A 16,947-nucleotide genomic window follows, 5' to 3' on the forward strand; every position below is an offset into this window, starting at 1 on the left:
CAGTTGCGGTCTCCAACGTCACTTGAGTTTGAGGGATCTGGCGCTTTCGTCGTGACGAGAGAGCGATCAGGCGGTCGCGCTAAGTGCGCGGATCTCGTACGCTCCCATGTGGTCTCCGCCGGTGCGGTGGTGGAGGCGATGGTCGAGCAGGGGGAGGTGCGCGTGAGCGCAGCACAGATCATCGCGAGGTTGGCGGCGGCGTCGCAGAAGCTGGACGAGGCGAAGGCCAAGACCGCAGCGGCAGCACAGGACGCAGCCGAGGCGCGGGCGCTCGTCGCCGGTGCGCTGGAGGGCGTGGCTGCTGGTCCGCTGGTCGGGATGATCGACTCGTACCGTCAGGCGCTCGCGCAGGCATCTCAGGGTGGCGATCCTGCCAAGCAGCACGTGCAGGAGACGATTGCCAAGGTCCGAGCGCTGGGAAATTGACCACGGGTGGTGGCAGCGCAGTCCGCCAACCACCCGCGACAACCAGCGTCACCTTGCGGCCTGCGATCCCACGGTCAGGGTCGGCGCTGCCGGACCGCGACGGACGACGTGAGGCGCGGAGCCGAGAGAGTCGGGAGGCGCCGCAGCCCACAAGACGCAAGAGTGTCGGCCCAGAAGCAATTGCTGTTGGCGGGTCAGCGGCGGCGACAGCATGGGCGACGGTTTCAGAGTTCTTGCCGGCCCTGCCGAAGGCGGTAGCCGGCGTCGTCCTCGGGGCCGTGGCAACCTGGGGATCCCTCAAGGCTTACAAAGCGAGATCGCAGGATGGCGGAGGTTCCGTTGAAGATCGATGAGCGAGTTGAGCAACTCGTCCGTGACACGTTGCACTGGGCCGTCAAGCGGCAGCCGGTTGAGTTCGACGAAGCGCTCAAGGCGTTTTCTGACGGATCCACACGGCAGTCCGCCCTAGAGTTGTTGGCTGCCATCGCGGCCTTAGTCAGCGCTGACATTTGCCAAGGCAGGCCGACTCCCGAACAGGTTAGGCAGTTGGCAGAGGAGGTTGCCGAGGCGGAAGCCTGGAGCTCGGCTACCTCGCCCGAGGTCGAAGTCTTCCTCAAGTCTGTGGTGACCGGTCGACCGTTGTCGGATGTGCTGCCAGCCGGCAGCGCAGTCGTCCTCGCCTTCGTTGTGACCGCAAGTCTCCTGTCTCTACGCCCAAAAAGTGAGGGGGAGTGGTGGTTCAACTACCTGGACAACTTGGAGGCAGCCATCGAGGCGGCGGGTTGACCGGCGTGCCTGAGACGGTCGTCCCGCGACGGTGGCGAAGTGGACGGCCTCCGCATCGGCTTTCTGCCGCCGGACGTCGGTGACCTGGTCTCGGACTTCGCCCCTGAGTGGGAGGACGTCACTCTCGCCACCCGGATCCGGGAGCGTCGAGTCGAGGACGGCCACCCTGTGGACCTGCGGGTGCACGTGCTCCGGAGCGATCGGCTGGGCACCCTCGCCGAGCTACGCGAGTTCTTGGCCGAATATTACGAGCGCGATCCCGCTGACTGTGCCCTGAGCGAGTTCGAGCACGTTGAGGGCTTCGGAATGATCGGTGCCTTCGAGGCGTTCAGGCTGGCCGCACCCGGTGTGGCCCGTGATCGTGTTGACGGACCCGGAGGGCTTGCCGCAGGAAACCTGCGGGCAGTCGCGCAAGAAATCACTGCAACTGCACTGGCACGAGAGTGCGAAGAACGCCTTCCACCACCGGCGGGGCGTCAGCTTAAGCGGCGGACGACCGGACGCAGGACCGTGACAAGCAAGCTCGTGTCGGTGCTGGTCAAGTGGTCGCGGCACGCGGCGATGTTGTCAGCCTCGCTGAGCTCCGACCAATCGAGCAGAAAGCCTGCGGCGGCACCGAGTTGTCGGAGGAAGGATCGGATCGCTCGGCCGTTGCCCTCACGGAAGGGGTGACAGACGTTCAACTCGCCGTAGTAGTGGGCAAGGGTCTCGACGAACGCTTCGTGCTTCAGTCCGAGAAGAAAGCCGTCCTTGCTGAGTCCGCTGAGGATCGTGCTCACTTGGTCGTCGATGTATCGCCAGTGGCAGAAGCGTGCGCCTGGCTTACTGATGTCGACGGTCCTGGTCTGCCCAGCCCAGTCGTAGAGATCGCCGAACAACCTGCGATGGAACGCCTGTAGGTGATCAAGGCCGTAGCTGCCTGGGATCATCATTCGGGATGCTTGAACCTCCCGAATCGAAGTCAAGCGAAACTCCGCCTCCCGAAGGATGACGGGATCCGTGATTCCTAACTTGTTCTTGAGGCAGGCGGTCCCTGGCCAGCAGTACGGATCATCCACCCTTGAGGCGAGCAATCTCTTGAGCGACCAACTCGTCCGCGCTGATCACACCTGATGCCACATCGCGGAGCTTGTCCTGCCAATCCTGGTCGAACTCTTCGCCTTCCAGGGCGGCGTTCGCAGTGGCCAGACCGACAGCGGTCTCCGTATTGGCGATCTGCCGCGCATAGTACGTCCGCATGAGGTCGGTGCTTATCCTCGCCGACGAACTAGCCGACTCGGGTAGCGCACCCCGGGCGGCCCTCCAGGGCAGCTCGTTGTGCGTCATGAGGGACAGTTGGCTCGCCGAGAACGTGCCGTACTCATCAGTGACCCACTGGACGGTCCTGTGTTGGTCCGGCGTCAGGTGCGCGGCATCCCCGTGTGGCCACTCCGACACGGTGAGCTGCCTACGGTGGTGTCGGTAGAGCGGTGGGACGACAGGGCCCTCCCGCCAAGCTTCGATCGGCTCGGCGAACAACAAGGCTCCCTCGCGTGCCAGGTGCCACCCCTGGCAGTAGTACACGAGTTTTTCCAGCTTCATCGCGGTGACGCTGCCGAGTTTGCTGAGCACTGCCGCGGCGACATCGTGAGCGGTAGCCATCTGGTACACCCCCTACCCCGGCCTGGTTTCGAGACTAACGATCGGTCGGAGACTTCGCTGACTCTGGGCTGGTGTCGAGTCGACTTCGATCCTATCGGCCCACGTGGGCCAGGTGATAGAACACTTGTTCGAACTGGCTGACCGCTGTCGGAAAGCCGTCACCGCGCGTGGTGCGGGCTGTGCAGAGCGGTGATCGTCCCTATCCTGACGTGTTCACCGCAGGCTAGCCACGTGGAGTGTCGTGGATCCTCGACAGGTACGACGTCTGGCAGAGCAGTCCGCCAACTTCGGGTTCCTCAAGGAACACCCGCTACTGGTCTGGTACGGCGCGGGCGCTGAGTCGCTCGTCTATGTCGATGCCCAGTCGGCGATGTTCAAGATCCGTGCGTTTGGCGACGAGATGGCCAAGGATCTGGTCCGCCGCACCGGTGTGAGGCCGCAGCAGAACAACTTCTACCGCCGGGTTGAGGCGCTCTACGCCGACGGCACCCTCGTTCCGGAGATCTACCAGGCTTTCGACCGCCTCCGCGACCAGGGCAACAAGGCCGTACACGATCACCTGGGCGAGGTACGCGCGGCGCTGGACATGCTGCGTACCGGGTTTGAGCTGGGGGTCTGGTTTCATCGTGCCTTGACCGGCGACAGGACTCCGCTCGGTTTCGTGCCGCCCACCCCGCCGTCCCGGCACGTGTCGCAGAGCATCGCCGACGGTCTCCAGGCGGAAATCCAGCGCTACAAGGTCGAGCTGGCCCAGACCAAGCTCCTGCTGGAGGGCAAGCCGTCGCTGGCGCAGGCTCAGGCGGACGCAACGATCGCCGCTGAACGGGCAGTCCGCGAAGCCGACGCCCGTCGGGATGAGGCCGCCGAGCTGGTGGCGAGCCTGGAGTCCGCGGCCGAGGCGGAGCAGGCGGCGCTGGACAGCAAGGCGACGGCCAAGGTCTCGGCCGCCCGGCGCGAGGAGTTCATCGCCCGCGCCCGTCGTGCGTCGCACGAACCGCTCAACGAGATGCAGACCCGGGTCGAGATCGACCGGCAGTTGGGCGCGGCCGGCTGGATCGTCCAGGACGAGAGCCAGATCAACCTGTACGCGGGCATTGGTGTCGCCGTCCGCGAGGTGACCCTGGCGGTGGGCCGGGCCGACTACCTCCTCTACGTCAACCAGCGGCTGGTCGGCGTGGTCGAAGCCAAGCGGGAGGGGACCGCGCCGCGCGGTGTCGAGGCGCAGCTTGACCGCTATCTCAACGGGCTCACCGCTGCGCAGAAGCTCGCCGCGTGGCACCGGGACGATCCGCTGCCCTTCGGCTACGTCGCCACGGGCACCGAGACCGCCTTCGTCAACCGGCTCGACCCGTTCCCGCGTACCCGCGAGGTCTTTGCCTTTCACCGGCCGGAGACGTTCGCGCGGTGGATGCGGGAGGCCGACGACGACCCGGCGGCACCGACGTTGCGTGCCCGGCTGCGGCGGATGCCCGTGTTGGACCGGCTCGGCCTGCGGCCCGCCCAGGTGGACGCGATCGACGGGCTGGAACGCTCCCTCGCCGAGGACCATCCGCGTGCGCTGGTCCAGATGGCCACCGGGACCAGCGAGGTCAAGGCGTACGGCGACGGCGGTGACCTGCCGGTCATCCGCCTTGCTGGCTAGAGCGCCCGGCTAGGGCGCCCGCTCGATCACGACGACGGGGATCTCGCGGTCGGTGCCCTTCTGGTAGCGGACGTACGTCGGGAAGACCTTCGTCATGACGGGCCACAACCGAGCCCGCTCCTCGCCCGTCGCCGTCCGCGCCCGCCCGGCGAACCGTTCCGCGCCGACCTGCACCTCGACCGTCGGGTCGGCGCTCAGGTTCAGATACCAGGCCGGGTGCGTGCTGGCGCCTCCGTTGGACGCCACCAGCAGGTGGTTGTCGCCGTCGCGGCCGTACATCAGTGCGGTGCGGCGGAGTTTGCCCGTTCGGCGTCCGCGCGTGGTGAGCAGCAGCGACGGTACGCCGTAGAAGGTGTCGCCGTCGGCGCCGTCGGTCTTCACGTAGCGCCGGATGTGCTCGGCGACCCAGCCGACCGGGCTGTCCTCGATCGTCTCGTGCTGCTCCTGTGCCGTCACGGCATCGTCTCCTTCGGGGGGCCGGTTCGGGGATGAGGCCGGCTCGGGGGTGGGCTGGTCAGGACGTCGCGGTGGACTGTCCACTGCGGCCGGTCGGCCGGGTGCCGACGTGGCCGGGGCGGGTGGTCAGCACCTGGGGGCCGGCCTCGGTGATCGCGACGGTGTGCTCGGAGTGGGCGGTGCGGGAGCCGTCCGCGGACCGGATCGTCCACCCGTCCTCATCAAATCTGATCTTGTCGGTGCTGCGGCAGAACCACGGCTCGATCGCGATCGTCAGACCGGGCTTGAGCGTCATGCCCCGGCCGGGGCGGCCCTTGTTGGCGACGTGCGGGGCCTCGTGCATGGTACGGCCGATGCCGTGCCCGCCGAACTCGTTGTTGACCTGGTAGCCGTAGCGGTGGGCGACCTCGCCGATGGCGGCGGAGACGTCACCGAGTTGGTGGCCCGGCTGTGCGGCGTCGATCGCGGCGGCCAGCGCGACCTCGGTGGCCTCGATCAGCTTGAGGTCCTCCGGGGTGGGGGTGCCGACGATGACGGACAGCGCGGAGTCGGCGACCCAGCCGTCGATCCCGACCGCCATGTCGATGCTCAGCAGGTCACCGTCGCGCAGGACGTAGTCGTGCGGCAGGCCGTGCAGCACGGCGTCGTTGACCGAGAGGCACAGGACGTTGCGGAACGGGCCGCGGCCGAACGACGGCGCGTAGTCCCAGTAGCACGACTCGGCGCCCCGCTCCTTGATCCGACGGCGGGCGTGGCGCTCGAGGTCCATCAGGTTGACCCCGACGTCGGCGACCTCCCGCAGCTCCGCCAGCAACTCGCCGACGAACTGGCCGGTCACGGCCATCCGTTGGATTTCCTCGGGGGACTTAAGCTCGATCACGACCAACCCTCCCTGTCCGTAGCGGTATATTTATACCACGCCGCGGCGCGTCCACCCGGATGGCGTTGCTGGTCCGCGACGGCAGATCTATCCTGCTCACATGGTTCGCCCACCGCTCACCCCCGCGCAGATCGCCGCGGGTCAACGTCTCGGTGCGGCGCTTCGGGTCGCGCGAGGTGGCCGTCCCCTCGTCGAGGTGGCCCTGGCGGCCGGCATCTCGCCGGAGACGCTTCGCAAGATCGAGGTGGGTCGGCTCCCGGCACCCGCGTTCGGCACGGTTGTCTGCCTCAGTGAGGTCCTCGGCGTCCAGCTCAGTGACCTGGCCGAGGTGTGGCTGGCCGACCTGCGCGTGCGCGAAGCGTCCTGAGGGCCGGCCGCGCGAGCACGACAGGCACCGGCCGACCACGCGAGCGGCAGGCACACCGTCAGCCGCGCGAGCGCGGCAGGCAGCACTTCTTGTACTTGGTGCCCGATCCGCACCAGCACGCGTCGTTGCGGCCGGGCGGCCAGGCCCGCAGGTCGGAACCGGTGAGCGAGTCGGCGTACTCGTCCTGGGTTTCCTCGTCGGTGGGGTCGCTGCCCTCGCTGTCCGCGAAGGCCGCCAGGTCGGCGACCGTGCCGACGGCCACACCCAGGTCCGCGCCGCCCATCCTGGACGCGTCGACGAGGGCGCGTTCGATCTGGGCGCGGTGCTCGTCCCAGGTGGCGGGGTAGCTGTCTGCGAGCGTCGGCCAGCGCAGCAGCAGCGCGGTGAACTCCGTCTGCGGCCAGAACAGCAGCGTCGCCGGGCCGTCGTCGAGGGCGTCGAGGGCGTGGTCGCTCGCGGCGCGCAGGCGGTCGGCGAGGTTGTCGTACTCGTCGTGCGGTAGGCCCATCTCCTCGCGCAGGTTGTGCCGCCGCTGGGCCAGGCCGTAGATCATGGCGGCGGCCTCGTCCTGGGCGTCCTCGGATTCGTGCTGCTGGTTGCGGGTGCGTGCCAGGATCGCGTCCAGCGCCTCGGTCAGCCACCCCATCGCCAGCTCGGCGTGGCCGGCGTCGGCCAGCTCGTCGACCAGGTAGGTGGCGTTGGGGTTGGTCTCCAACAGGGGGCGCAGGGCGGTCAGCTCGGCCATGCCCTCGTCGGAGCGGCCGAGGCGTAGCAGCAGACCGCCGCGCACCGACCGGGCGTACGCGTCCTCGTCGGGCTGTTCGGCGATGGCGCGGGTGGCCAGCGTGAGCGCGTCGGCCAGGTCGCCCGCCTGCTCGAGGATGTCCGCGGCGACCAGCAGGGCGTACCCGGTGTCCGCGGGGTCGGCGACGCGCCCCTCGTCGACGGCACCTACCAGTTCGGCGATCAGCGGCGCCGGATCCGGGCTGTTGACGCCCAGCGAGCCGATCTCTTCGATCCGGTCGGCGGTCAGCAGTTCGGGCATGGCGGCATCCTGAAGCAGGGGACGGTGGGTGGGGGAGCGGCCAGCGTACTCCCGCAGGCCCTGGATGCTCGTGAGCCCGGGGCGCAACGCGCCCCGGGCTCGTCGCGGCACTTTCCCAAAGTGCTGCCTGCCCGCGCGTCGAGGCAGCAACGTCAGTGACGTTGCTGCCTCGATCGTGACCGCCGCCGCCGGATGGGGTCAGCGGGTCGCGGGCATGGTGGCGAACTCGCCGGCTAGCTCCGACTCGACGATCGTCGTGGCGGACGGCCGGCGACCGGCCGACGCCCGCCGGGCGGACGGGACGGCGAGGGCCGCGAGCGCGGCGGCCAGGGCGATGGCCGTGAGGACGAGAAACCCGGTCGTGAAGCCGGCCTCCCGGGGCAGGCCGTTGGCCTGCGGGTGCGCGGTGATCACGCCGCTGACCACGGCGGCGCCGATCGCGCCTCCGATGGTGCGGATGTTGGCGTTCATGCCGGTTGCCACGCCGGTCTGGCTGGCCGGCACACTGCCGACGATCAGGTTGGCCATCGACGCGAAGGCCAGACCGATGCCGAGGCCGACCAGGCCGCCGGCGACGGCGACCTCCCAGCGGGTGTCGTGCGCGGCGGCGAGCATCGCCGAGGCGGCCACGTTGAACGCGGCACCGGTGGCGAGCTGCGCCTTGGCGCTGAAGACGGCCTGGAGTCGGCCGGCGACGAGGCCGGCGACGAACATCGCGACGAGCATCGGCAGCATGAGCAGACCGGCCTGGCTGATGCTCGCCCCGAAGCCGTAACCGGCGGCGGTGGGGGTCTGCACGAACTGCGGCAGGAACGCGTAGACGGAGAACATCGACGCGCCGTAGAGCAGGGCGACCAGGTTGGTGGTCCAGACTCCGGGCAGACGCATCATCCGCATGTCGATCAGCGGGCTCTTCGAGCGCAGTTCGACGACCAGCCAGCCGACCAGCAGCACCACGGCGAGCGCCAGCAGACCGAGCACCCGGGTGGAGGTCCAGCCCCAGGTCGCGCCCTGGCTGATCGGCAGCAGCAGTGCCACCAGCCAGCCGGAGAGCAGCAGGGTGGCGCGCCAGTCGATACGCCCGGGGGTCCGGACCGGCGACTCGGGGACGAACAGGTAGGCGGCCACGGCGGTCAGCCCGACGACGACCATCGGGATCCAGAACAGCCAGCGGTAGTCCAGCGTGGTGACGATCGGGCCGGCCAGCACGATGCCCAGGCCACCGCCGACGGCGACGATCGCCGAGATGGAGGCCACGGCCGTGGAGACCCGGGCGGCCGGGAACTCGTCGCGGATGATGCCGAACGACAGCGGGAAGACCGCTCCGCCGATGCCCTGCACGACCCGGGCGAGGATGAGCACGCCGATATTCGGCGCGATGGCGGCCAGGAGGCAGCCGAGCGCGAGCGCGGCGAGCGAGACGACGAGCATCCGCTCCTTGCCGACCATGTCGCCGACCCGTCCGAGGATCGGCGTGAAGATCGACGCGGAGAGCAGGTAGGCGGTCAGGACCCAGGTCACGGTGTTCTGGGAGGTGTGCAGATCCTGCTGGATGGTCGGTAGCACCGGGGTGATCAGCGACTGGAGCATCGCGAAGAACCCGGTACCGGCCGCGAGCACGGTGAAAGTGAGCCGGCGCGAGTTGCGCCGGGAGGTTGCTGCCACGAGAGAAAACTCCCTGAGTACGTACTGAGGCCCGTCATCTGCGACGGGCAGGGCTGTCGGGTCCGGGCGATCGGGTGGCCAGGCGGCGATCGGGCGGACCCCGAGGTAAGCTAACCGGAGGCAGGCCTCCGGGGTTTCCGGAGGGGTGCCTCCACTAAGTTAGCGGAGGGTTGCCTCCGGATGCAACCAGGGTGAGGTGACGCACGTCATGACCAGCGCGGGGCAGGCGCCCGAGGTCTTCGCCCAGCGGCCCAAGCGGGCCGATGCGCGGCGTAACTACGACGCCCTGATCGTGGCGGCGCGCGAGGCGTTCGCCGAGCACGGCGCTGCCGCCTCCCTGGAGGACGTGGCCCGGCGGGCCGGGGTGGGCATCGGCACGCTCTACCGCAACTTCCCCAGCCGACGGCACCTCTTCGAGGCCGTCTACGTCGAGGAGGTCCGGGCGCTGAGCCGCTCGGCCGAGGACCTCGGCGAGCTGCCCCCGTGGGACGCGCTCGTCGCCTGGCTGCACCGGTTCGTCGCGTACGTCGCCACCAAGCGGGCGCTCGCCGAACAGCTGTTGCACGACTCGGAGATCTTCACCAGCTGCCGGACGGAGATCTACGCCGCCGGTGAGCCGCTGATGCGCCGCGCCCAGGATGCCGGCGTGGTCCGTGCCGACGTCGGCTTCGATGACGTGGTGCGCCTGATCAGCGGCCTCACCATGGCCCAGTTCCCGTCACCCGAGCAGCGCGACCGGGTGCTCGGCGTGGCCCTGGACGGGCTGCGCGCCACCGTGCGCTGACCCGACGTCAGCGGTCGACCAGCAGCAGCCACTCGTCGTCGAGGCGTTCCACCACCGTGCCCGCCGGCCAGCGGTGACCCGGGTCGACAACCGCCCTGGCCTGGTCGACCTGCGGGGGCCGGCTGAACTCCGCGTCGCGGAAGCTGGTCATGCGGTGGAACCGGGACCGGCCGAAGTTCGCGGCGTCGGTGAAGCGGGCCCGGTCGAACAACGCCTCCGCGCCGAACAGCGTCCAGCGGAACAACGCCATGCCCCGGAAGCGGACGGAGTGGAAGGTGGCCGACCGGCCGAACTCGGTGTGCTCCATCGACAGGGCAGCGTCGAAGACGGCCTCCTGAAACGTGGCGGCGTCCTCGAAACGGGTCGCGTCGAAGCTGGTCGGCTGACCGAAGGTCGTCCGGCGGAATGAGGTCAGGTCGGCGAAGGTGGACCGCCGACAGGACAGGCCACCGGTGAACGCGGCCCCGTCGAAGCTGGCCACACCGCCGACGCGCGCGCCGTCCAGCAGGACCTCACCGTCGGCCGCGAGCCCGTCGAAGGTCACGTCAGCGAAGGTCGTCGCCCCGAGCAGGAGACGCCCGCGGGCCGTCGCGCCCGCGAAGGTGGTCGTGCCGGTGAACGCCGCCGCCGTGAAGGTCGCGTCGGCGAGCGTGCAGCCCGTCGCGTCGAAGTCGACGAGCGCGGCGCCGGTCAGGTCCAGCACCACCTCCGGCCAGTGGGCCGCGTCGTCCGCGCGCAGGTGCCGGGTGAGCACGCTCTGCGCGGTGCGCCGGACCTCCGACTCGCGCGGCTCGCCGTGCGGCGCCGGCATCCGCAGGTACGCGCAGAGCACCGCCGTGATCGTCGGGCGTTGCCCCGGATTGTCCTGACCGAGGCGCTCCAGCGCGTGCAGGCCGCCGAGGCGTACCGCCGCGCTGTCGTTGCCGAGCAGCTCGACGGCCCGCGTGTAGAGCTCGGTCAGCCGGCGCTCGGCCGCGTCGTGCTCGGCCGCACCGGAGTGCCGGTCCTGCTGGCGTTGCGCCGCCTCGGCCACCGCCTCGGCGTGCGCCTGCACCCGGTCCCGGTGTGCCTGGTCGCGGGCGGCGACGCTCTCCTGGTGCCGTTGCGCGCGTTCGGCGATCCACTGGCGACGGGCGGCCAGCAGCAGGGCCAACCCTCCGCCGGTGCCGGCGACCACGGTCAGGCCGGTGCGGATCGCGTCGATGCGCAGCGTGGCGCGGGTGTCCGGCTGGCCGGCCCGGTCGGCCTCGGTGAGCAGCAGGTCGAGCACCAGCCAGCCCAGGGCGGCGGCGACCAGCAGACCGACCAACACGAGCCACCACGGCATCACCCGTAACTGGCGCTCGGGAGGTTCGTCGGCGACCACGGCCACAGCATGCCATTCGCGCTCACCACCCGGGGTGCGCGACGGTGGATGTCGGGTGGGCGACGATCCTGGGAAAGGGGGTGCCGCAGATCAGAGGTGCTCGATAGCCTGCTGCCGCTGTCCAGTTGGGACAGACGCGACGTCCCAGAGGAGCAGCGCGCATGACCGAGCCGCACACCGTGCCGCCGGAGGGCACCCCGCCGACCGTGCCGCAGCTCGACGTCCGGGCGGCCGAGCCACCGACCGCCGCCGCCCCACCACCCACCGGTGGGTTCGCCGACCGGCCACCCGGCTATCCGAGTGCGCTGGTCTGGCTGCGCGCCGGGATCCTGCGGGACTGGCGGGGCGTGCTCGGCGCGTTCGTCGCCACCTGGTTCTACCTACCGCTCGCGCTGCTCCTGGCGTTCTGGGGCGGCCTCACCTTCGCCGTCACCGGGCTCTTCGTCGGCGGGTTGGGCGCCGATGACCAGGTGCCCCAGGTGCTGCGCGACGCCCCGCTGATCGGCCCCCTGCTGGAGGCGTTCCTGACCCGCTCCGGCGGGGTGCTCGGCGGCGTGACCGGCTTCGTCGCCGGGTTCCTGATCGGCTTCCTCGCCGTGCTCGTGGCGCCCTGGCTGGGTGCCGAAGACGGGGCGCTCACGGTGGTCACCGGTCTGGTCGGCACGGTGGCCGCGGCGGCGCTGATCGGGGTGCTCTACACGCTCTACCGGGTGCTGCTGGAACCGCGTCTGCTGGTGGTCTCCGGCGCCCGCCAGCCCAGCCGCCGGGAGTACGCGCGGCTGAGCCCCGTGCTGGACGAGTGCGCCCGGCGGCTCGGCCTGGACAGCGTGCCCCGGCTACTGATGGAGGACGACCCGGTCCTGAGCAACGCCCGTACGTACGCGCGGCACGTGGTGATCACCACCGCGGTGCTGACCGAGCCGGACGAGGAGGTCGCCGCGCTGTTCAGCCACGAGTTGGTGCACTGGCGCACCGGCGACGAGATCACCAGCGCCTTCGTCCGCGGTGTCGGCCTGCCGCTGACCCTCGCGCACGCCCTGCCGACCTGGCTGATGCGGACGTTCCCGCACCCGGGCACCAACTTTGTGGTCTTCCTGTTCTTCTGGCCGGTGCTGCTCACCATGCGCTACGTGGTGCTGCCGCTGCACGCCCGCGACGTGCGGGCGGCCGAGTACCGGGCCGACCTCGGCACCGTGCTCACCGGGCACGTCGACGGGCTGCGGCGCGTCCTGGAGCGACGGCTGTCCTTCGAGACCGGCCGCAGCGGCTGGGACGAGGCGGTCTGCGCCACCCACCCGCCGCACGAGCTCCGGCTCGACGCGCTGGAGCGGGCGTCGGCGCCCGGGGTGTCCGCCGTGGCGGATGAGCCCGTCACCGTCGAGCGGCTGTTCGGCCACTCCGGCCCGGTGGGCACCCGCCGTACCTGGCTGTTGGTCGCCGCCCTGGTGCTGGCGGCCTGCGTCGGCACCGGCGGGCTCGGCGTGGTGCAGTGGGTGTTCTTCCGGCCGCAGGCGACTGTCGACGGATACTTCGCCGCGCTCGCCGACCGGGACAGCGACGCCGCGCTCGGCTTACTCAGCGACCACAGTGGTGTCACCGACCGCAAGCTGCTCGCCCAACTGCTGCGAGGCAAGGGCTACCAACCACCGACCGACGTCGAGATCACCAAGGTGGACCGGGACGGCGACAGCGCCACCGCCACCGTGGCGTACCGGTTGGCCGGCGAGCGGCGCACCACCGAGGTCGCCCTGCGCCGCGACGACGAGGCCACCCTCGGGCTCTTTCACGGTTGGCAGGTGAGCGGTGGGCTGACCCCACTCGACACCCCGATCGCCGGCCCCGGGGTGCAGCTCAACGGGGTGGCGCTGCCGGAGGCCGCCGAGGGTCCCGCACTGGTGCTGCTGCCGGGTGAGTACACCGCGACCGGCCCGGCCAGCGCGATCAGTGAGACGCCGAGCGAGACCGTGGCGGTCGCCCCGGGGCAGAGCGCGGCGGCCCTCCAACTGACCCCGGTGCTCAAGCCGGCGGCCGGCGAGGCCGTCGAGGCCCAGGTACGCGCCTGGTTGGACGAGTGCGCCACGCAGACGGTCAGCGCGCCCCCGGGCTGCCCGTTCAGCTACTACGGCGGCTCCGCGCAGAAGGTCACCTGGAAGATCCTGGAGTACCCGAAGATCGCCGTCGAACTGACCGGCCCGGCCAGCGCACAGGTCACCACTCCGACCGAGACCCGGGGCAGGGTGCAGGCCAGCGGCACCAGCACCTCGTACCTCGGCACCAACACACCGTTCACGGACGAGGACACGTTCACGGTCACGGGCGTCGCCACCGCCGACGGGGACACCATCGCCTTCCGCCCCGCCACCAACTGACCGGGAGAGACCGTGACCGACAGCGACACCGCCGCGCGACAACCCGTCCGGTTGACCATCAGTGCGCGGCACCGGCAGCCGCCGCCGGTCGCCCTGCTCGACTGGATCCAACGCAACCCGCGGTACCGGCCGGTGGTCCGCCAGGCCGGCGGCGGCGGAGGACGGCCGGGCTTCACCGACGCGGTGATCATCGCGGTGCTGGCGCAGGGGCTGCTCCCGGGCCTGTTCAACCTGTTGCAGTCCTGGGTCGACCAGCAGCGCACCGAGGCCAGCGTCCGGATCCAGGCCGGGGACACCGAGGTGGAACTACAGGTGAGTGGGCGCACCGATTCGGCTCGCCTGCTGGCCCAGGCGACCGAGGCGCTGCGGGCTGCCCGGGAGCCCGGTCCGGACGCCGCCGACTGACACCGGCGGCGTCCGCACCAGCGGGTCAGCTCGCCTTGGCCAACGACTCGAACTCGTCGTCGGTGAGCCGTACGTCGGCCGCGCCCACGTTCTCCTCCAGGTGCGCCACCGAGGACGTACCGGGGATCGGCAGCATCACCGGTGAGCGGCGCAGCAGCCAGGCCAGCGCGAGCTGTGCGGGCGACGCGCCGTGCGCGGTGGAGATGGCGTCCAGCGGGCCGCCGGGGCGGGCCAGCTCACCGGTGGCGATCGGGAACCACGGGATGAACGCGAGGTCGTTGCGTTCGCAGTACTCGAGCACGTCCTCGGCGCTGCGGTTGGCGAGGTTGTACAGGTTCTGCACAGAGGTGATCGTGGTGATCGCGCGTGACTGCTCGATCTGCGCCACGCTCACCTCGGACAGTCCGATGTGTCGGATCTTGCCCTCCTGCTGCAACAGCGCCAGTTCGCCCAATTGATCGGCGAGCGGCACCTTCGGGTCGATCCGGTGCAACTGGTAGAGCGGGATCGTGTCCAGGCCGAGGTGGCGCAGGCTCAGCTCACACTGCTGGCGCAGATACTCCGGGCGGCCCACCGGACGCCAGTCGCCCGGGCCGGCGCGCGTCAAGCCCGCCTTGGTCGCGATGACCAGGTCGTCGGCGTACGGGTGCAGAGCCTCGCGGATCAGCATCTCCGAGACGAACGGCCCGTACGAGTCGGCGGTGTCGATGAACGTCACGCCCAACTCGACGGCCCGGCGCAGGACCCGGCCCGCCTCCGCCGGGTCCTTCGGGTCACCCCAGACACCCGGGCCGGTGATCTGCATCGCCCCGTAACCGAGCCGGTTGACGGTGACGTCTCCGCCGATCCGGTACGTGCCGGACGCCTTAGCGGGCTGCGTACTGATGTTTGTCGCCATGGGTAGATCATCCCCCGCACGTCGACAGGCATGCCGCCCGTTGGCCGACTGTGTGCGTGGACACGCCGGGTGTGCGGGTCGAGGGGGATTGCCGGCAAGCGCCCGGTACGACCGGGGCGTCCATGCGACGCTGGCGGGGCCCGTGCCGTTCGGCGCGGCGGCGGAGGGGAGCACCCATGGCGGGAGTGCCGCAGGTCAACTTCGCGCTCGACACCTACGAGTGCATCGTGATCTATCCCGGCGCGGCCGGACGGGTCCTGCCCGCCGAGACCGTGCAGCGGTTGCAGGCCGAGCACGCCGAGCACATGCAGGCGCTACAGCGAAGCGGCATCATCCTGGTCGCCGGTTCGGTGGACGGGCCGGCCCGCGAGCCGGAGCCACCGATCGGCTTCGGTCTGGCCCGCACCGGCAGCGTCGACGACGTCCGCAGCGTGCTGGAGGCCGACCCGGCGGTGCAGGCCGGGCTCTACCGGGTGGACGTGCTGACCTTCCTCTGCCCGGCCGGTTCACTGGAGTTTCCGCTGGTCAAGACGGAAAGCTGACTGGTCGGTCAATCGGTGGCTGTCGTGATGGCGACGGCGCCCGGCGGCCTGCCGGTGTTACGGTCGCGCCCAGCGAGGGCTGCCGCCGGGGCGCACCCGGAAGCCATGGGTCGGCCCCGGTCGAGGAGTCGCCATGATCTCCGCCGCCACCCCCGATGTCGCGAGGGCCACCACCCGGCTGCGCGCCCTGCTCGGCGACCGGCTGTACGAGCCGGCTGATCCCGCGTACGCCACCACCACGACGCTCTGGAACGGCGCGGTCCAGCGCACACCCGCCCTGGTCGCGCACTGCCAGAACGCCGACGAGGTGGCCCACGCGGTCCGTATCGCCGCCCGCTGCCACCTGCCCCTGTCGGTCCGCTCCGGCGGGCACGACTGGGCCGGTCGGGCGCTGCGCGACGGTGGCCTGGTGCTCGACCTGACCGGTCTGCGTGCCGTCCAGGTCGACCCGGACGCCGCCACGGTGACCGTCGGCGGCGGCGTCACGGCCGCCGAGTTGCTCGCCGCCACCCGTCCGTACGACCTGGTGGTGCCCACCGGCACCGTCCGCGACGTCGGGATGGCCGGGCTCAGCCTCGCCGGCGGGTACGGCCCGCTGTGCGGCCGGTTCGGGCTGACCCTGGACAGCCTGCTCGGCGCGGAGGTGGTCCTCGCCGACGGGCGCCGGGCCACCGCCGACCCCCGACACGACGCCGAGCTGTACTGGGCGCTGCGCGGCGGCGGTGGAAACGTCGGCGTGGTCACCGAGCTGCGTTTCCGCGCGCACCGGCTGCCCGGCGTGCTGGCCGGCATGATCATGTTCCCGCTGGCCGAGGCGACAGCCGTGCTGCACGGTTACGGCGCGCTCGTCGCCGAGGCCCCGGACGAGCTGACCGTGATGACCGGCTTCCTGCCCGGCCCGGCCGGCGAGCCGGTGATCTTCGTCTGCCCGTTCTACAGCGGCCCGGACTCCGACGCCGGGCTGCCGTGGATGGACCGGCTGCGCGCCCTGGGCACCCCACTCGTCGACCAGATCGCCCCGATGCCGTACGCGGACGCGCTGCGGATGTTCGACGGCGGCATGGTCGACGGCAACCACTACCTGCTGCGTACCCGCTGGCTGCCCGCACTCACCGACAGCGCGGTGGACGTGCTCGTCGACGCGGCCCGGCAGGTCAGCTCGCCGTTCTCCGCGCTGGCCGTGCATCACTTCCACGGCGCGGCCTCCCGGGTCCGGCTCGCCGACACGGCGTTCGGCCTGCGCGGCGACCACCTGCTGACCGAGATCATCGCGGTCTGGCCGCCCGGCGAGCAGGCCGGGCCGCACCGCGAGTGGGCCGAGCGCACCTCGGCGGCGCTCGCCCCGCACGCCCTGCCCGGTGGTTACCCCAACCTGCTCGCCCCGGAGGAGACCGACCGGGTCCGGCTCGCCTATGGCGCGAACTGGGCGCGGCTGCGCCGGGCCAAGCGCCGCTACGACCCGCGTGAGCTGCTCACCGCGGTGCCCACTTTGCCCCCGTTGGGGAACTGATGACGGGCCGTCGCCGGGAGCACCCCGACAGCGCACGGCACCGGAGGCGTACGATTCCCGGCGCGCGGTCGCCGTTGCCCGTCGCCACAACGTTCCCGGTGCGGTTCCGCCCGCCGGCCCGACGCGCACCGCGCGTCGTTGGACACATGTTCCGCTGCCTGCAAG

The 16,947-nt window shown here is 70.8% G+C and carries 17 protein-coding genes; 9 read left to right on the forward strand and 8 right to left on the reverse strand.

Annotation, left to right across the window (positions count from 1 at the left end; all coding sequences use genetic code 11):
* Positions 1-138: 138 nt before the first annotated feature.
* Positions 139-426, forward strand: coding sequence for a DUF6244 family protein (locus ACFYPM_RS18330; protein ID WP_387198061.1), 288 nt, complete (start codon positions 139-141; stop codon positions 424-426).
* A 324-nt stretch (positions 427-750) separates the two neighbouring features.
* The gene (locus ACFYPM_RS18335) at positions 751-1,212 is read left to right on the forward strand and encodes a hypothetical protein (protein WP_387197902.1); all 462 of its coding nucleotides are present in this window, start codon (positions 751-753) and stop codon (positions 1,210-1,212) included.
* 476 nt (positions 1,213-1,688) lie between these two features.
* On the opposite strand, the gene ACFYPM_RS18340 is transcribed toward ACFYPM_RS18335, so the two are convergent.
* On the reverse strand, positions 1,689-2,144 hold the full coding sequence (locus ACFYPM_RS18340; protein ID WP_387197904.1) for a Fic/DOC family protein: 456 nt from the start codon (positions 2,142-2,144) through the stop codon (positions 1,689-1,691).
* 118 nt (positions 2,145-2,262) lie between these two features.
* On the reverse strand, positions 2,263-2,853 hold the full coding sequence (locus ACFYPM_RS18345; protein WP_387197907.1) for a type II toxin-antitoxin system antitoxin SocA domain-containing protein: 591 nt from the start codon (positions 2,851-2,853) through the stop codon (positions 2,263-2,265).
* Between the two features lie 241 nt (positions 2,854-3,094).
* On the opposite strand from ACFYPM_RS18345, the gene ACFYPM_RS18350 reads away from it, so the two are divergent.
* Entirely contained in the window at positions 3,095-4,495 is a 1,401-nt protein-coding gene (locus ACFYPM_RS18350) for a DUF4145 domain-containing protein (RefSeq protein ID WP_387197910.1), read from the forward strand.
* 9 nt (positions 4,496-4,504) lie between these two features.
* On the opposite strand, the gene ACFYPM_RS18355 is transcribed toward ACFYPM_RS18350, so the two are convergent.
* Together ACFYPM_RS18355 and map are read right to left on the reverse strand one after the other, a co-directional pair.
* Complete coding sequence (locus ACFYPM_RS18355) at positions 4,505-4,951, reverse strand: nitroreductase family deazaflavin-dependent oxidoreductase (RefSeq protein WP_387197913.1); 447 nt, start codon at positions 4,949-4,951, stop codon at positions 4,505-4,507.
* A gap of 58 nt (positions 4,952-5,009) precedes the next feature.
* Positions 5,010-5,831 carry a type I methionyl aminopeptidase gene (map, locus tag ACFYPM_RS18360; protein ID WP_387197916.1) on the reverse strand — a complete coding sequence of 274 codons (822 nt, stop codon included), beginning with the start codon at positions 5,829-5,831 and terminating at the stop codon, positions 5,010-5,012.
* Positions 5,832-5,931: 100 nt separating this feature from the next.
* On the opposite strand from map, the gene ACFYPM_RS18365 reads away from it, so the two are divergent.
* On the forward strand, positions 5,932-6,198 hold the full coding sequence (locus ACFYPM_RS18365; RefSeq protein ID WP_357374410.1) for a helix-turn-helix transcriptional regulator: 267 nt from the start codon (positions 5,932-5,934) through the stop codon (positions 6,196-6,198).
* Between the two features lie 58 nt (positions 6,199-6,256).
* Here ACFYPM_RS18365 and ACFYPM_RS18370 read toward each other — a convergent pair whose 3' ends face one another.
* Positions 6,257-7,243, reverse strand: a complete 987-nt coding sequence (locus tag ACFYPM_RS18370) for an SEC-C domain-containing protein (RefSeq protein ID WP_387197919.1) — start codon at positions 7,241-7,243, stop codon at positions 6,257-6,259.
* Between the two features lie 198 nt (positions 7,244-7,441).
* Complete coding sequence (locus ACFYPM_RS18375) at positions 7,442-8,908, reverse strand: MFS transporter (protein ID WP_387197922.1); 1,467 nt, start codon at positions 8,906-8,908, stop codon at positions 7,442-7,444.
* A gap of 208 nt (positions 8,909-9,116) precedes the next feature.
* Here ACFYPM_RS18375 and ACFYPM_RS18380 point away from each other — a divergent pair, with 208 nt between their 5' ends.
* Positions 9,117-9,692, forward strand: a complete 576-nt coding sequence (locus ACFYPM_RS18380; RefSeq protein ID WP_387197925.1) for a TetR/AcrR family transcriptional regulator — start codon at positions 9,117-9,119, stop codon at positions 9,690-9,692.
* A 7-nt stretch (positions 9,693-9,699) separates the two neighbouring features.
* Here the strand turns inward: ACFYPM_RS18380 and ACFYPM_RS18385 are convergent, their stop codons facing one another.
* Positions 9,700-11,058, reverse strand: coding sequence for a pentapeptide repeat-containing protein (locus ACFYPM_RS18385; protein WP_387197928.1), 1,359 nt, complete (start codon positions 11,056-11,058; stop codon positions 9,700-9,702).
* A gap of 161 nt (positions 11,059-11,219) precedes the next feature.
* Between ACFYPM_RS18385 and ACFYPM_RS18390 the strand changes: the two genes are divergently transcribed.
* Together ACFYPM_RS18390 and ACFYPM_RS18395 are read left to right on the forward strand one after the other, a co-directional pair.
* Entirely contained in the window at positions 11,220-13,427 is a 2,208-nt protein-coding gene (locus tag ACFYPM_RS18390) for a M48 family metalloprotease (protein ID WP_387197931.1), read from the forward strand.
* A 12-nt stretch (positions 13,428-13,439) separates the two neighbouring features.
* On the forward strand, positions 13,440-13,832 hold the full coding sequence (locus ACFYPM_RS18395; protein ID WP_387197934.1) for a hypothetical protein: 393 nt from the start codon (positions 13,440-13,442) through the stop codon (positions 13,830-13,832).
* A 25-nt stretch (positions 13,833-13,857) separates the two neighbouring features.
* Here ACFYPM_RS18395 and ACFYPM_RS18400 read toward each other — a convergent pair whose 3' ends face one another.
* A complete protein-coding gene (locus tag ACFYPM_RS18400) occupies positions 13,858-14,730 on the reverse strand; it encodes an aldo/keto reductase (protein ID WP_387197937.1) in 873 nt (290 codons plus the stop codon).
* A gap of 176 nt (positions 14,731-14,906) precedes the next feature.
* Here ACFYPM_RS18400 and ACFYPM_RS18405 point away from each other — a divergent pair, with 176 nt between their 5' ends.
* Together ACFYPM_RS18405 and ACFYPM_RS18410 are read left to right on the forward strand one after the other, a co-directional pair.
* Positions 14,907-15,272 (forward strand): YciI family protein, encoded by a 366-nt coding sequence (locus tag ACFYPM_RS18405; protein ID WP_088949307.1) that lies wholly within the window; start codon positions 14,907-14,909, stop codon positions 15,270-15,272.
* Between the two features lie 133 nt (positions 15,273-15,405).
* Positions 15,406-16,782, forward strand: a complete 1,377-nt coding sequence (locus ACFYPM_RS18410) for an FAD-binding oxidoreductase (protein WP_387197940.1) — start codon at positions 15,406-15,408, stop codon at positions 16,780-16,782.
* Positions 16,783-16,947 lie beyond the last annotated feature (165 nt).

This window comes from Micromonospora sp. NPDC005203 (genome assembly GCF_042872705.1).
Classification (GTDB): Bacteria; Actinomycetota; Actinomycetes; order Mycobacteriales; family Micromonosporaceae; genus Micromonospora.

Excerpts from the sequence above, each read along its gene's own strand:
- ACFYPM_RS18370 (WP_387197919.1), bottom strand. The coding sequence starts at position 7,243 with ATGCCCGAACTGCTGACCGCCGACCGGATCGAAGAGATCGGCTCGCTG.
- ACFYPM_RS18330 (WP_387198061.1), top strand. The coding sequence starts at position 139 with ATGGTCGAGCAGGGGGAGGTGCGCGTGAGCGCAGCACAGATCATCGCG.
- ACFYPM_RS18390 (WP_387197931.1), top strand. The coding sequence starts at position 11,220 with ATGACCGAGCCGCACACCGTGCCGCCGGAGGGCACCCCGCCGACCGTG.
- ACFYPM_RS18340 (WP_387197904.1), bottom strand. The coding sequence starts at position 2,144 with ATGATGATCCCAGGCAGCTACGGCCTTGATCACCTACAGGCGTTCCAT.
- ACFYPM_RS18405 (WP_088949307.1), top strand. The coding sequence starts at position 14,907 with ATGGCGGGAGTGCCGCAGGTCAACTTCGCGCTCGACACCTACGAGTGC.
- ACFYPM_RS18400 (WP_387197937.1), bottom strand. The coding sequence starts at position 14,730 with ATGGCGACAAACATCAGTACGCAGCCCGCTAAGGCGTCCGGCACGTAC.
- ACFYPM_RS18380 (WP_387197925.1), top strand. The coding sequence starts at position 9,117 with ATGACCAGCGCGGGGCAGGCGCCCGAGGTCTTCGCCCAGCGGCCCAAG.
- ACFYPM_RS18365 (WP_357374410.1), top strand. The coding sequence starts at position 5,932 with ATGGTTCGCCCACCGCTCACCCCCGCGCAGATCGCCGCGGGTCAACGT.
- ACFYPM_RS18345 (WP_387197907.1), bottom strand. The coding sequence starts at position 2,853 with ATGGCTACCGCTCACGATGTCGCCGCGGCAGTGCTCAGCAAACTCGGC.
- ACFYPM_RS18410 (WP_387197940.1), top strand. The coding sequence starts at position 15,406 with ATGATCTCCGCCGCCACCCCCGATGTCGCGAGGGCCACCACCCGGCTG.
- ACFYPM_RS18335 (WP_387197902.1), top strand. The coding sequence starts at position 751 with ATGGCGGAGGTTCCGTTGAAGATCGATGAGCGAGTTGAGCAACTCGTC.